Genomic DNA, 13,727 nt, shown 5'->3' with positions numbered 1-13,727 from the left:
CCGCCTTCTCTTTGACGCAACGTGGCTGGACGAGCGTCGGCGCCATGCCTGAACTGTCCCGCAGAAAGTTCCTCGGCACCGCCGCGGCGGTGACCGGCGCGGCCGCGGTCGGTCTGCCCTCCGCGGCCGACGCCGCTCCGTCGAAGAAGCCGCACGGCGACATCCGCGACATCAAGCACGTCGTCGTGATCATGCAGGAGAACCGCAGCTTCGACCACTACTTCGGCTCGCTCCGCGGCGTGCGCGGCTTCGGCGACCGCTCCACCATCCAGCTGCCCGGTGGCAGGGACGTGTGGGAGCAGCCGGCCGGTTCCAAGACCCAGTTCCCGTGGCGCCTCAGCGGCGCCAGGACGTGGAACGGTGCGACCCCGCCCTCGCCGGAAGCGGGCGCGGCCAACTACGGCGGCACCTCGCACGGCTGGGAGGACCAGCACGCGGCCTGGTACGGCGGCCTGATGAACGGCTGGTACGCGGCCAAGGGCGGCCCGACCACGCTCGGCTTCCTCGACCGGCGCGACCTGCAGTTCCACTACGCGCTGGCCGAGGCGTACACGATCGGCGACGCGTACCACTGCTCGGTGATCAGCGCGACCGGGCCGAACCGCACCTACCTGTGGAGCGGCACGATCAACGCCGACCAGCGTCACGGCGACTACGTCGCCTACTCGGGCGGCGACGAACTGGGCCGGTTCCTGCCCTGGAAGTCGTACGCCGAGACGCTGCAGGAGTCGGGCGTCAGCTGGCGGGTCTACCAGTGCGCCGACGACTACGGCGACAACGGCGTCGAATACTTCGACACGTTCGCCAAGCTCGACCCGGCCCAGGGCGGGACGGCCGCGCCCGGCAACCCCTTCTACGACAACGGCGTGGCCAACGTGCCCGAGCCGGTCACCGGGCTGTCCGGCAACGCCGACAACCTGGCGGCGGCGATCAAGAAGGACGTGCTCGGCGGCACGCTGCCCAAGGTCAGCTGGGTCGTCAACAACCAGTTCTTCTCCGAGCACCCGGTCACCGCGCCGAGCAACGGGGCGTACTTCCTGCGCGGCGTCCTCGACGCGCTCGCCGCCGACCCGGACGTCTTCAACTCGACGCTCGTCATCATCAACTACGACGAGAACGACGGCCAGTTCGACCACGTCCCGCCGCCGGTGCCCGCGCCGGGCGAGGCGGACGAGTTCGTGGCGGGCCTGCCGGTCGGCCTCGGCTTCCGGGTCCCGCTCATCCTGATCTCCCCGTGGACCCGCGGCGGCTGGGTGACCTCGGAGGTCGCCGACCACACCTCGGTGATCCAGTTCCTGGAGAAGTGGACGAGCGCGATCGGCACCCCGGCCGTCTCGCCCAACATCAGCGCCTGGCGGCGCAAGGTCTGCGGCGACCTCACGGCCGCGTTCGATTTCGCTTCCCCGGTGTACGGCCTGCCCAAGCTGCCGTCGACCGGCCCCCTGATTCCCGAGATGCAGTACAACCCGCAGCCGGCCGACTCGAAGATGCCGGCCCAGGAACCGGGCACGCGGAAGGCGCGGCCGCTGCCGTTCCAGCCCAACGCGTACCTGACCGGCTTCGCCGGCGGCGCCGCCCAGCTGGCACTCAGCAACGTCGCGCCGTTCGTCGCCCGGGCCAGCCACTTCGCGGTCTACGACAACCTGGCCGCGGCGCCGGCGCTGTCGCAGTATCCGGCCGCGTTCCCGGGCCAGTACACCGTGGCGGCCGGCCAGGCGGCGACCGCGACCGGCCCGGTCCAGGGCACCCGCTACGACCTGACCGTGGTCGGGCCGAACCGCTTCCTGCGCCGCTTCCTCGGCGACACCGTTTCGGCCGGCCGGCTGCTGCGCGTCGAATCGTCTTACCACGACGGCAAGCTCCTACTGACCCTGCACAACGACGGCCACACCGCGGTGACGTTCACGGTCGCCCACAACCAGTACATCCACACCCGCCCGCAGAGCTTCAAGGTCGCCGGGCGGGGCAGCCGGACGGCGACGGTCGACGTGCTCGACCTGAGCCACGGCTGGTACGACCTGACCGTCAGCGCCGGCTCGGATCACGGGTGGGCGCAGCGTTTCGCCGGCCACGTCGAGACCGGCCGGGCCAGCATCTCCGGCTGATCCGCGGTCTCAGAACGAGAAACCGCCCGGCCGGCCGTTCCGGTCCGCGATCAACCCGGCCAGGGTCGCCACGGCGATCTCGGCCGGGGTGCGGCTGCCGATGTTCAGGCCGACCGGGCGGTGCACCCGCGCGATCACGTCGTCGCCCACCCCGAGCTCCCGCAGGGCCGCGACGTGCGGCGGATCCACCTTCGGATTGCCCATGATCCCGATCCACCGGGCGGGCGAGGCAAGCGCCTCCTTCAGCACGTCCCCGATCTCCGGCCGGTGATGATCGGTCAGCACGACGTCGGTGCTGTCGTCCAGCTCGGCCGCCGCCAGGTCGTGGACGAACAGGTCACCGTGCGGCCGCGGCGCACCCATCAGCTTCGTCGGGTCGGGCTCGACCAGCACCGACTGAAACCCCAGCTCGATCCCGAACCGCAACAGCATCTCGGCCACCGGCGACGCGAACACCGCCACCAGCCGCCGCGGCCGCCCGTCGTCACTCATGCCGCCGACTCTGCCACAGCGCCGCGCTAGGGGACCGTCGCGCGGCGCGAGGTTTTCGCCCGGCCGCGGCCCGCGGACGGCGGGTGTCGCGCGATGAGGGAGGATTCTCGGCATGGTGAGCCCGGCCGAGACGATTCGCGGGGTGCGGGCCGGGGCGATCGCCTTCGAGGACGGGGTGGTCGCGCTCAGCGTCGCGCCGGCCGGTGACGTGGACGCGGCACTCGCGGCGGCGCTGGGCGAAGCCTTCGAGCGGCTCTTCCGGGGCGGCTGGCAGCCGGCCGAGCTGCATCGTGTCGTGGCCCGGCGGGGCAATCCGCTTCAGGCCGACATCGTCGCGGACGCCGCGACAAACGCTGCCGAGGCGGCCGGGCTGATCGATCCCCGGTGGCTCGCGCAGGCGGAAGAGTTGCCCAGAGCGGTCCGGAGCTCGGACCGGTTCAACCTGCTCGACGCTCAGCTCGACCTCCTGCTCGAGCTGGGCAGGCTGCCGCCGATCGAGGTGTTGATCCCGCCGCCGGGGACGGCCGCGTCGGCGCGGGCGGCGAACACCGGCGACGACCGCGTACTGGATCGGGTGCGGGCCTTGCTCGCCAAGGCCGAGTCGACCGATTTTCCGGCCGAGGCCGAGGCCTACTCGGCCAAGGCGCAGGAGCTGATCGCACGGCACAGCATCGAGGAGGCGCTCACCGCGCGTGACCGGGTCGAGGTGGTGCCCTACGCAAAGCGCATCGGCGTCGATCACCCCTACGAGGGTGAGAAGGCCGGCCTGCTCGACGCGGTGGCGCGGGCCAATCACTGCCGCACCGTGTGGTCGCCCGAGTTCGGGTTCTCGACCGTCTTCGGGTTCGACGCCGACATCGACGCGGTCGAGTTGCTCTACACGTCGCTGCTGGTGCAGGCCAACCGGGCGATGGTGCGCGACGAGCCGGCCAAGGGGAAGGCGCGGATCAAGGCGTTCCGGCGAAGCTTCCTGGTCGCCTACTCGGTGCGGATCGGCGAGCGCCTGTCCGAGGCGACCCGCCACGAGATCGAGCAGCACACCGACCTGCTGCCCGTGCTGCGCGGCCGTGACCTTCAGGTTCGTGAGGTCATGGACCGGGCGTTCCCGAACACCGTCCGGGCCCGCGGGCGCCGTGTCGACAGCCTCGAGGGGTGGGAGTCGGGGCGGGCCGCCGCCGACGAGGCCGAACTGCGTTGACCGAACTGCGTTGACCGAACTGCGTTGACCGAACTGCGTTGACCGAACCGCGTTGACCGAACCGCGTTGACCGAACCGCGTTGACAGGTGCGGCAGGATTGGGGCATGCATCCGGTTTGACGCTGAACCCGCCTTCTCTACGCCGTCCGGGCCTGCCAGGAGGGCGTGCTTCTCTACCCGGTCTACGCTCTGCTCTTCGCCGACGCCGGGCTCTCCACCGGCGCGATCTCGTCGCTGTTCGCGATCTGGTCGATCGTGTCGTTCCTCGCCGAGGTGCCCTCGGGCGCTCTCGCCGACCGATGGTCGCAGCGTGGCCTTTTCGCGGTCGGTTCGGCGGTAACCGCGTCCGGCTACGCACTGTGGATCATCTGGCCGGCCTATCCGGGCTTCGCGCTGGGCTTCGTCCTCTGGGGCGTCGGCGGCGCGTGCGCCTCGGGCACCCTCGAGGCGCTGGTCTACGACCATCTCGGCTCGCCCGACTATGCCCGGGTGATGGGCCGCGCCGGCACCGCCGGGATCCTCGCCATGCTCGCCGCGACACTGCTGGCCGCGCCGGTCTATGCCGTCGGCGGCTACCGCCTGGTGGGCATCGCCAGCGTCGCGACGGTCACCCTGAGTGGGCTGCTCGCGCTTCGCCTGCCTTCCGCCCCTTTTCGTACGCCCGAAGAAGTCACCGAAAGCAGCGAAGACAGTTACGCCGCCACTCTGCGCGACGGCCTGCGCGCTTCGGTGCGTAATGCGCGCACGATCTGGGCGGTGCTCATCGCGGCCCTGGTTCCGGGGTTCACCGCGCTCGACGAATACCTGCCGCTGCTGTCGCGCGAGAAGGGGGCCGCGACCACGGTCGTACCCCTGCTTTTTGCCCTGACCGCCCTCGCGATGGCCGGCGGAAGCGCCCTCGCCGGCCGTTTCCCCACCCTGGCCCGGCGCCGCCTCGCGGCGCTTCTCGCCCTCGCCGCCGCGCTGGTCGCGGCCGGTGCCCTGACCCGCTCGCTACCCGGCATGGTCGCGGTCTCGGCCGCCTTCGGCCTGCTCCAGTTCGCCATGGTCCTCACCGAGACCCGGCTGCAGGAGGCGATCACCGGCCGGGCCCGCACCACCGTCCTGTCGATCAGCGGCTTCCTGAGCGAGGTCTTCGCGGTCGCCCTCTACGGCCTGTTCGCCCTGGACGCCCCGCTTCCGGCCCTGTTCGCCCTCTGCGGCCTGCCGCTGGCCGCGACCGCCTTCGCCACCGCCCGCTACATCTGATCTTTCCGACCTGGGCTTCCCGGTGGGGCGGTGCGTGCGATCGTGACCTAATGATCAGGAATCTGCGGGTTGGTGCCCGGCTGGCCGCCGCGTTCGGGTTGGTCGGCGCCCTGCTGGTCGTCACCGTCGGGATCGGGTTGTGGGGTCAGGCGCGGATGGACGCCGCCGACGCCCGGGTCGGCCAGGCGGCGCAGATCCGCTCGCACGCCCAGACCGCGAAGTTCCGGACCGCCGACTTCGCCGGCTGGCAGACCGGGTACGCGTTCGACTTCCTCCGCGGCGTGGCCGGCGCGGCCGACGACACCGTGGGGCAGCGCAAGGAATTCCTGGCCTCGACCACGGCGTTCGGAGGCGACCTGGCCGCCCTGCTGGCCGACCCGATCACCGGCCAGGAACGCACCACGATCACCGCCCTGCAGAGTTCCTTCGCCTCGTTCATGCAGGTCGACCAGCGGATCGTGGCCGGCTACCGGGCCGGCACGAAAGCCTCGATCGCCGGCTCCAACGGCCTCGCCTCGGGCGAGTCCCTCGACTGGATGGGCAAGATCGTGACCGGGGCCGACGCCCTGGTCGACCAGGCGACCGCGCAGGCCGCCGCGGCCACGGCCGACTTCAAGCGCGTCAGCCGGAGCACCCGCATCCTGATGATCGGGATCGGCGTGGTCTGCCTACTGCTGGCGGCCGCCCTGGCGTTGCTCGCCACCCGCACGATCACCGGACCGCTGGCCCAGGTCGTCGCCACGATGCGCCGGGTCGCCGAGAAGGACCTCACCACCCGGGTCGGCCTCCGCGGCCGCGACGAACTGGCCGAGCTGGGCCGGGCCGTCGACACCACCCTGGAGAGCCTGAGCACCTCGTTCAGCTCGATCATGGCCGACACCGATACCGTCGCCGAGGCCGGCGAGCAGCTGTCGCAGGTGTCGGCGCAGCTCGGCCAGGCCGCCACCGAGACCTCGACCCAGTCCGACTACGTCGCCTCGGCCTCCGAAGAGGTCTCCGGCAGCGTCCAGGCGGTAGCCGCGGGCACCGAGGAGATGACCACCGCGATCAACGAGATCGCCAGCACCGCGGCCGAGGCCGCCCGCGTCTCCACCGAGGGCGTGAGCGGCGCCCGGGTCGCGTCGCAGACCATCTCCCAGCTGGGAACCAGCAGCGTCGAGATCGGCAACGTGGTCAACCTGATCACCTCGATCGCCGAGCAGACCAACCTGCTCGCCCTCAACGCGACCATCGAGGCGGCCCGGGCCGGGGAGACCGGCAAAGGCTTCGCGGTGGTCGCCGGCGAGGTCAAGGACCTGGCCCAGGAGACCGCCAAGGCGACCGAGGAGATCGCCCGCCTGGTGCAGACCATCCAGCAGGACACCACGGCGGCGGTCACCGCGATCACCGGCGTCGACGCCACCATCAACAAGATCAGCGAATACTCGGTGACCATCGCCGCGGCGGTCGAGGAGCAGACGGCGACCGCGGCCGAGATGAGCCGCGGGATCAGCGAAGCCGCGACAGGATCGGCGCAGATCGCGGAAAACATCACCGGGGTGGCGAGCGCCGCCCAGCAGACATCGGCCGGCTCGGAGGAGGCACACCGCACCGCCGAGGAGCTCACCCAGGTGGCGACGCGACTGCGGGGCGAGGTCGCACGGTTCCGCACCTGACCCTCACCGAAACTCGCCGAAAATCCGATGTGCGTCGATGTCGTCGCCCGCTAGCTTCACGCGGTCAGATTTTCGGATACGGGGAGTCACAGTGCAGGAAAAGCTTCAGACCCGTGCGTTCGAGCAGGTCGCGGGCATGCTCCACCCCGGCGAGCAGCCGCTCGCGGCGGCACGGGCGATGGTCGGCAAGTACAACTCGAGCCGCTTCGGCGCGGTCGTCAAGCAGGCCGTTCTGGTCGAGGCCGGTGGGGCGCTGGGCGCGGCGATCGCGTCGGGCAGCGGCAAGCAGTTCTTCGTCCTCACCACCCACCGCATGATCTTCCTGTCCCAGACCTTCATGGGCGGCCCCGGCAAGCGGGTGATCGGTGAGGTGCCCCGCACGGCGATCGCGCTGGCCGAGGTCAAAATGGGCGCGGTCAGCCTGGTACGCCTCGCCTTCGGCCCGAACGGCGACGGCGTCGCCCTCACCTTCCCCCGCGTCGACAAGAAAAACGCCCAGCAGCTGGCCGACGCGCTCCAGCAGCAGTCGCCAGTCGGCTGATCAGCGACGGCTGTCCGGCGGCCGGCTGGCGGGCTTGGGCCGTGGTCGGCTGATCCGGGGGGTGTCCGGCGGCCGGCTGGCGGGCTTGGGCCGTGGTCGGCTGATCCGGGGGGTGTCCGGCGGCCGGCTGGCGCGCTTGGGCCGCGGTCGCCTGATCAGGGGAGTTGCTCGAGGACGGCGACCGCGGTCCGCACGCCGTCCTCGGTGAACAGGTCGGAACCGAGCCGCCTTGCCGCGCTCTGCCGACGGCCGGCCTCGCCGAGCGCCTTCGCCAGGGCCCGGGCGGTGAATTTCTCGCGGGGATCGACGCTGGGCCGGCGCCCTCGATGAAGTCGATGAGCCGCTGACTGCCCCCGGCCCGCGACTCCCGCGTCCAGTAGCCGGTGACGTGCACATCCGGCGGCCAGTCGCAAGGAGTCGGGACGACGTGGGGGCTGTACACGTACGGAATGGGCGCCGGCCGCCCCTCGCCGAGGGATGTCAATCCCAGCTCTCTCGCCTCCGTTCGGCGAGGATTGGCCTGCCCGCCAGAACAGCCGTTGCGACATCGCCCAGGTGAGCCGGTTGAGCGGGCCCAGCAGATCGCGGGACAGGGGAGCGGCGGCGGCCGCGAACTCGCGGGTCGGCGTGGCCGGCTGCAGATGGGCCCCGACCAGCTTGGCCCCGGCCCGGTCGGCGGCGGTCGGCCCGACCATGGCCAGCCCCGGCCCGATCACCAGCGTCTCGAACTCGCCGTGCGCCGCGAACCGCACCGCGTGCCCGGCCTGCCGCAGCCCGAGCCCCGGCAACGGCTGCAAGTCGCCTGGCGACCCCATCACGCCCATCGGGCCAGCCTATCGACCGGCCGCCGACTCTCCACTTATCGAGTCGCCGGACACGAAATCGGTCCGCTGATCGGCTTGTCGAATTGAATGGTCTTTTCGGGAGCCCGAATTATTTTCAGGTAGCCGATCGATATACCCGGGTTGGCTCCGGCCATGCCCCTGAGCTGCTTGTTTTCGGCGCAAATGCAGCCCCGGGGTCGTGCATTTACCTCAGCGGTCACAGCCGTATATCGAGGTCCGGGAATTAGTGTCGAATTCTGGAGAATGCCGGAAATCGTGGTCGGGTGGTGCTGAGCTTTGCGGGTCGAAGACCTCTCGAAAGGATTGTGATGAAAAGCGGAATCAGGAGTCTGGGCCGTGCCGGAATCGGGCTGGCGGCCGGGGCGGCGATGGTCGTCGGGCCGGGAACGGCGGCGTTCGCGGACGACGGAGTGGGGATGAGCCCGAGCGTGATCTGCGACTCGATGAAGGAGTCGCTCGCGCCCGGCGGCTGTGGCGGTCCGCAGGTGTCGGGCGGACTCTCCGGCATCTTGATCGTGCTGTTCCACGGCAACCTGAGCTGGCCCCTGATGGGCGGCGCCATGGGCGGCCTCGGCGGCGCCCAGGCGGGCGGCGTGGCCTGGCCCGGCGGCCCGATGGGCATCCCGGGCTACCCAGGCGGCCCGATGGGCAACCCCGGCGGCCCGATGGGCAACCCGGGCGGATCGATGGGCAACCCGGCCGGGCCGACCGGAAACCCGGCCGCGCCGACCGGCGACCAGGGCGGCCCGGCGGGTAACCCGAGTGGTCCGATGACCGGCGAACTGCCGCCTGCCACCACGACCCCGACACCCGAACCCACAACGACCGCCGGCGGCGCTCCGGCGGGGGCCGAGCCGACCACCGCGCCGACCGCTGAGCCCACTGGGACGGCGCCGGCGGAGCCCACCACCACGACCGGCGGCGCGCCGGCAGCGGCCGAGCCGACCACCGCGCCGACCGCCGAGCCCACTGGGACGGCGCCGGCGGAGCCCACCACCACGGCCGGTGGGGCGCCCGCGGCGGCGGAGCCGACCGCTGCGCCGACTGCCGAGCCCACTGCGGCGGCGCCGGCGGAGCCCACCACCACGGCCGGCGGCGCGCCCGCGGGGGCCGAGCCGACGACCGCGCCGACCACCGAGCCGACCGCCGCGCCGACCACCGAGCCGACCGCCGCGCCGGCGACCGAGCCCGTCGCGACGGTGACGCCGGAGCCCACCACCACGACGGCCGGCGGCGCGACTACGACAGAAGGGCCGGCGGCGGCTGAGCCGACCGCGACGGAAGCGCCCGCGACCGAGGAGCCTTCGACCGCGCCGGCCGAGCCCACGATCTCCGGTCTGGCCGGCAGCGGCGAGCAGGTGCCGCCCGGCATGTGAGCCGCCGGCAAACAGCTGGCCGGTGAACCGATGCCGCTGAAGAGCCGCCCACGGACGGGCGGCTCGGCGGCGTTTCAGCCGCCGGAGTTTTCCATCTCGGCGCCGTGGGGGACCGACTCGTCGTCGCGGCTGTCGAGCCAGCCGTGGGGCAGCGAGACCTTGCCCGGCGCGTTGATGCGGCCGCGGGGCTGGCCCAGCGATTCGGCCGGGAACGGCTCGTCGGCGTCGAGTTTGCCGAGCAGGTCGTCGAGTTCGGCCAGGGACGCGATCATCGCCAGGGCGCGTCGCAGTTCGCCGCCGACCGGGAAGCCCTTCAGGTACCACGCTACGTGCTTGCGGAAGTCGGCGCAGCCGTGGCGTTCGTCTTCGAGGGCGTCGACCAGCAGGGCGGCGTGCCGGGACATGATGGCGGCGACCTCGCCCAGCTTGGGCAGCACCGGCTGGTAGGAGGCGCCCTGGGTGAACGCGGCCTGAAGGTCGGCGAACAGCCAGGGCCGGCCCAGGCAGCCGCGGCCGACCACCACGCCGTCGACGCCGGTGTGCGCGACCATGCGCAGCGCGTCGGAGCCTTCCCAGATGTCGCCGTTGCCGAGGACCGGCACGTCGAGGGCCTGTTTCAGGGTGGCGATGGCGTCCCAGTCGGCGTTGCCCGAGTAGCGCTGCTCGGCGGTGCGGGCGTGCAGGGCGACCGCCGCCACCCCGGCGTCCTGGGCGGTCAGGCCGGCCTCGACGTACGTCAGGTGGTCGTCGTCGATGCCCTTGCGCATTTTGATCGTCAGCGGGATGCCGAACTCGGCCGCCGCCGAGGCGGCCTGCGACACGATGCGGCCGAAGAGGCGGCGGCGCCAGGGCAGGGCCGAGCCGCCGCCGCGGCGGGTCACTTTCGGTACGGGGCAGCCGAAGTTGAGGTCGATGTGGTCGGCCAGTCCCTCCGAGCCGATCATGCGGACGGCGGCCGCGGTCACGTCGGGGTCGACGCCGTACAGCTGGAGGCTGCGGAAGGTCTCGTCGTCGGCGAACGCGATCATCTTGAGGGTCTTGGGGATGCGTTCGACCAGGGCCCGGGTTGTGATCATCTCGCAGACGTAGACGCCGCCGCCCTGCTCCCGGCACAGCCGGCGGAACGCCACGTTGGTGATGCCGGCCATCGGGGCCAGGATCACGGGCGGGTTCACGGCGTGATTTCCGAGAGTCAGGGAAGCAGTCACGTATCCGAGGATGCCATGGGCCGGGCCGGCCCGGAAAAGGCCGGCCCGGAATCAGACATCCATGTCGTTTTCGACCCGGCGGAGGCTGTGGCGGGCCATGGCCAGGTTGGCGCGGTCGCGCCGCAGCGCGAGATAGAGGAACAGCCCCTTGCCGGCGCGGCTGGTCAGCGGCCGGATCAGGTGGTACTGGGTGTCCAGCGTGATGAGGATGTCCTCGATCTTCTCGGAGATGTTGAGCATCTCCATCGCGCGCAGCTTGGCCCGCACGACGTCGGTGTTGCCGGCGGCCGCGACCGTCAGGTCGAGTTCCTTGCCGCCTCCGATCGTGCCCAGCGCCATGCCACTGGTGTGGTCGACGAGGGCGACACCGATCGCGCCGTCGATCTCCATGATTTCCTTGAGCGCGGTGTCCATGTCAGCCATGGATGAGTCCTCCGTAAATGCGGTGGGATGGCGGTCCGCCGGTCAGCGGCGGTACCGGTGGGACCTCAACCCGCCGCCTGATGGCGGCGGACGTTGTTGGACAGCGTTGCCATCGGGGTGCGCCGGGCCAGCGGCGTCGGCGGACCCGACTGCGTCGGGATCTCGGGGCGGAGATGCGGTTGCGCTTCCAGCGCCAGGATCTTCACAAGACGGCGTACGCAGCGGCGCGCCTCCAGATGCACCAGGGCCAGGTTGGCGTCGCCCGAGGTGACGAGGGTGAGCAGGGCGTTCGGGCCCGCGGCGTACGTGGTGATGTAGCCCCGGTCGCACTCGACCACCGCTTCGCGCAGATCCCCGTGGTTCACCGCGTGTGCGAAGCGGCGGGCCAGCGCGAAGTGTGCGGCGGCGAGGGCGGCCAGGCTGTCCGGCTCGATGTCGTGGGCGTCGTGCGCGACCACCAGTCCGTCCGTGGTGGCGAGCACGCTGCCGGACAGCTCCGGCATCCGCCCGCGGAGGCGGTCGAGCTCCTCGAGCACCGCCGGATCCACCGTCATCCTCGGTCACTCCTTAGCAGGCTGGTCTGGATGGGGGTGCGCGCGTCACCGCAGGGCCCGTAATGCGGTGCGGATGCGTTTCAGCAGGACTTCGTCGGTTCCGGTGTGGACCGGCGGGGGTTCGGCCGCCAGGTCCTTCGGTAACTTGGCGCCCGGTTTCCGGCGGGCCAGCCGGGGCGGACGGAAGGCGCCCTCGTTGACGCCGGGTTCGCCGGGTGGCGGCGTCACCGGTACCGTCGCGCTCACCACCGGTACGGGCGGGTCGTCCATCCGCACCGCCGGCCGCTTGACGTCGACCGCCGTGCCCCCCGCCCGGGGCAGCCGGACGAACTCCGGCGCTTCCGCGCGTACCTCCGGAAGCTCGAGTAGCCCGTGAGCCGCCAGGCGGCGCAGCTCCTGGATCGTCGCGAAGCCGGCCCGTCCGAGAAGTTGGGCCAGGTCGGCCGGGGTTCGCTGACCGTCGGCGGCGACCAGCAGCTCCCATTGCCCAGCCGTCAGCCAGATCCGTTCCCGGGGCGGCCGGGAAACCGGGCTGACCGCTGCCGTGTCCACCCGCCGGTCCGGGAAGATCTCGTCGAGCAGCCGCACCCGGCGCCGGGTCTCCCGGGTCACCGCGGCCGGGTCGATGTGGACGATCGGCCCGAGCCAGTGTGCCGCTCCCTCGAGGAACTCCACCGGAGCCTCGTCCGGTGCCAGCACGAAGTACGCGGCGTCGTAGATCGCCCCGAGCACGCACAGCTCCAGCTCCCCCTGAGTGAGATGACCTTGTTCGATGAGCAGCCGGCCGACCCGGGCGGTCGAGGTGCCCAGGTCGAGCGCGTTCTGCCAGGTGCGGGCGGCCAGCCGGCCGGACGACGTGAGCAGCTCTCCGACGCCCGGCGCGGCCGGCGATTCGGCGTGCACGACCCGGCCCTCGACCAGGTAGACCGTGCCGCCCGGCTGACCGCCGACCACCAGTGCGCCCGTCCACCGCTCGCCGGCGGCCCGGGTGAGCAGGTCGGCGGGCGCCTTCGAGGACGACACGGTTCCTCCGTCCGGGTGGGTCATCGGGCGACCAGCTCGGCGGCGAGTGTCTGCATCCGGCGCCGGGCCAACGCGAGGTTGCCCAGTTGCCGGTCCAGCCAGAGGTAGAGCACCAGCCGGCTGTCGAAGTCGGTTTGGACGATCCGCAGGAGGTGGTAGCCCCCGGCGGTCGTGATGATCAGGTCTTCCAGCAGGTCGTGCGGCATGGCCGAGACGTACAGCGATCGGCTGGTCGCGGCCTGGACCACGTCCGCCGTGCCCGCTGCGGCGGCCTCGTGATCGGAATTCGGTGCGGCTCCCGTCGTGGCGACCGGGAAGCCGGTGGTGTAGTCGACGATGCTGGCGCCGACCGCGCCAGGTATCGCCATGGCCTCCTGTAGGCAGTGATCGACGCCGGGCACGTTTCTCCCTCAGCGCTGTTGTCCCGTGGTGGCGGTGCTGCCGCGCCGTCACCGCAGGCCATCCTGGGCCGAGGTGTCGTCGTCCGGTCGCACCCGGTGTGCGTCATGGTCGACGGTTCTCACCGGAGGGCCGCTTCCGCTTTCCCGGTGCGCCCCGGGGCCGCCGGGTCGTCATGTCGCCGAGCCAGTGCCGCTCGCGCCGGTGCGGGGGTCACCCGGCGGGACGGCGGAATCGTCGGCGGCGCGTAACATGATCGCCACTTTTCGATGACTTTGCGGTGACGCGCAGGAGGCCCGATGCCGAGCAGCTGGGAGCAGATCGTGGTGGACGCCGAGGATCCGGCCCGGCTCGCCCGCTGGTGGGCCGAGGCGCTGGGCTATGTCATCGTGCACGAGGCGCCCGACGAGGTGGAGATCCGCCGCGACCGCGACCGCACTCCCGCCCTGCTGTTCACTCCCGTGCCGAGCGCCAAGACCGGGAAGAACCGGCTCCACCTCGACCTGCGCCCGGACGATCAGGAGGCCGAGGTCGAGCGCCTGGTCGACATGGGCGCCCGCCCGGTCGACATCGGACAGGGCGACGTCACCTGGGTGGTGCTCGCCGACCCCGAGGGCAACGAGTTCTGCGTCCTCGCCTCGAAAACGGGCTGAGAAAAGC

At 71.7% G+C, this 13,727-nt stretch carries 14 protein-coding genes; 7 read left to right on the top strand and 7 right to left on the bottom strand.

Going from position 1 to position 13,727, the window contains the following annotated elements:
• Nucleotides 1-44: 44 nt before the first annotated feature.
• Nucleotides 45-2,105 carry a phosphocholine-specific phospholipase C gene (locus tag AB0M88_RS10390; protein WP_364098503.1) on the top strand — a complete coding sequence of 687 codons (2,061 nt, stop codon included), beginning with the start codon at nt 45-47 and terminating at the stop codon, nt 2,103-2,105.
• Between the two features lie 9 nt (nt 2,106-2,114).
• Here AB0M88_RS10390 and AB0M88_RS10385 read toward each other — a convergent pair whose 3' ends face one another.
• A complete protein-coding gene (locus AB0M88_RS10385; protein WP_364098500.1) occupies nt 2,115-2,597 on the bottom strand; it encodes an XdhC family protein in 483 nt (160 codons plus the stop codon).
• 112 nt (nt 2,598-2,709) lie between these two features.
• Here AB0M88_RS10385 and AB0M88_RS10380 point away from each other — a divergent pair, with 112 nt between their 5' ends.
• The 4 genes from AB0M88_RS10380 (at nt 2,710) to AB0M88_RS10365 (ending at nt 7,239) form a co-directional block, all read left to right on the top strand.
• Nucleotides 2,710-3,795, top strand: a complete 1,086-nt coding sequence (locus AB0M88_RS10380; RefSeq protein ID WP_364098497.1) for a DUF2786 domain-containing protein — start codon at nt 2,710-2,712, stop codon at nt 3,793-3,795.
• A gap of 165 nt (nt 3,796-3,960) precedes the next feature.
• Entirely contained in the window at nt 3,961-5,043 is a 1,083-nt protein-coding gene (locus AB0M88_RS10375) for an MFS transporter (RefSeq protein ID WP_364098494.1), read from the top strand.
• A 50-nt stretch (nt 5,044-5,093) separates the two neighbouring features.
• A complete protein-coding gene (locus tag AB0M88_RS10370; RefSeq protein ID WP_364098491.1) occupies nt 5,094-6,698 on the top strand; it encodes a methyl-accepting chemotaxis protein in 1,605 nt (534 codons plus the stop codon).
• Nucleotides 6,699-6,789: 91 nt separating this feature from the next.
• Nucleotides 6,790-7,239 (top strand): hypothetical protein, encoded by a 450-nt coding sequence (locus tag AB0M88_RS10365; RefSeq protein ID WP_364098488.1) that lies wholly within the window; start codon nt 6,790-6,792, stop codon nt 7,237-7,239.
• Nucleotides 7,240-7,394: 155 nt separating this feature from the next.
• On the opposite strand, the gene AB0M88_RS10360 is transcribed toward AB0M88_RS10365, so the two are convergent.
• Nucleotides 7,395-8,063, bottom strand: coding sequence for a hypothetical protein (locus AB0M88_RS10360; RefSeq protein WP_364098486.1), 669 nt, complete (start codon nt 8,061-8,063; stop codon nt 7,395-7,397).
• A gap of 329 nt (nt 8,064-8,392) precedes the next feature.
• Between AB0M88_RS10360 and AB0M88_RS10355 the strand changes: the two genes are divergently transcribed.
• Nucleotides 8,393-9,460 carry a hypothetical protein gene (locus AB0M88_RS10355; protein ID WP_364098483.1) on the top strand — a complete coding sequence of 356 codons (1,068 nt, stop codon included), beginning with the start codon at nt 8,393-8,395 and terminating at the stop codon, nt 9,458-9,460.
• A gap of 74 nt (nt 9,461-9,534) precedes the next feature.
• On the opposite strand, the gene dusB is transcribed toward AB0M88_RS10355, so the two are convergent.
• The 5 genes from dusB to AB0M88_RS10330 form a co-directional block, all read right to left on the bottom strand.
• The gene (dusB, locus tag AB0M88_RS10350) at nt 9,535-10,668 is read right to left on the bottom strand and encodes a tRNA dihydrouridine synthase DusB (protein WP_364098480.1); all 1,134 of its coding nucleotides are present in this window, start codon (nt 10,666-10,668) and stop codon (nt 9,535-9,537) included.
• 51 nt (nt 10,669-10,719) lie between these two features.
• A complete protein-coding gene (locus tag AB0M88_RS10345; RefSeq protein ID WP_364098477.1) occupies nt 10,720-11,091 on the bottom strand; it encodes a hypothetical protein in 372 nt (123 codons plus the stop codon).
• A gap of 65 nt (nt 11,092-11,156) precedes the next feature.
• Nucleotides 11,157-11,645, bottom strand: a complete 489-nt coding sequence (locus AB0M88_RS10340; protein ID WP_364098474.1) for a roadblock/LC7 domain-containing protein — start codon at nt 11,643-11,645, stop codon at nt 11,157-11,159.
• A 45-nt stretch (nt 11,646-11,690) separates the two neighbouring features.
• Complete coding sequence (locus AB0M88_RS10335; RefSeq protein WP_364098472.1) at nt 11,691-12,668, bottom strand: DUF4388 domain-containing protein; 978 nt, start codon at nt 12,666-12,668, stop codon at nt 11,691-11,693.
• 20 nt (nt 12,669-12,688) lie between these two features.
• A complete protein-coding gene (locus AB0M88_RS10330) occupies nt 12,689-13,036 on the bottom strand; it encodes a hypothetical protein (RefSeq protein WP_364098469.1) in 348 nt (115 codons plus the stop codon).
• Between the two features lie 330 nt (nt 13,037-13,366).
• On the opposite strand from AB0M88_RS10330, the gene AB0M88_RS10325 reads away from it, so the two are divergent.
• Nucleotides 13,367-13,720 carry a VOC family protein gene (locus AB0M88_RS10325; RefSeq protein ID WP_364098466.1) on the top strand — a complete coding sequence of 118 codons (354 nt, stop codon included), beginning with the start codon at nt 13,367-13,369 and terminating at the stop codon, nt 13,718-13,720.
• The last annotated feature ends 7 nt before the right edge of the window (nt 13,721-13,727 follow it).

It is taken from the genome of Actinoplanes sp. NPDC051411, assembly GCF_040682075.1.
Lineage (GTDB): Bacteria > Actinomycetota > Actinomycetes > Mycobacteriales > Micromonosporaceae > Actinoplanes.
This window is presented reverse-complemented; position numbering and strand designations above follow the sequence as displayed.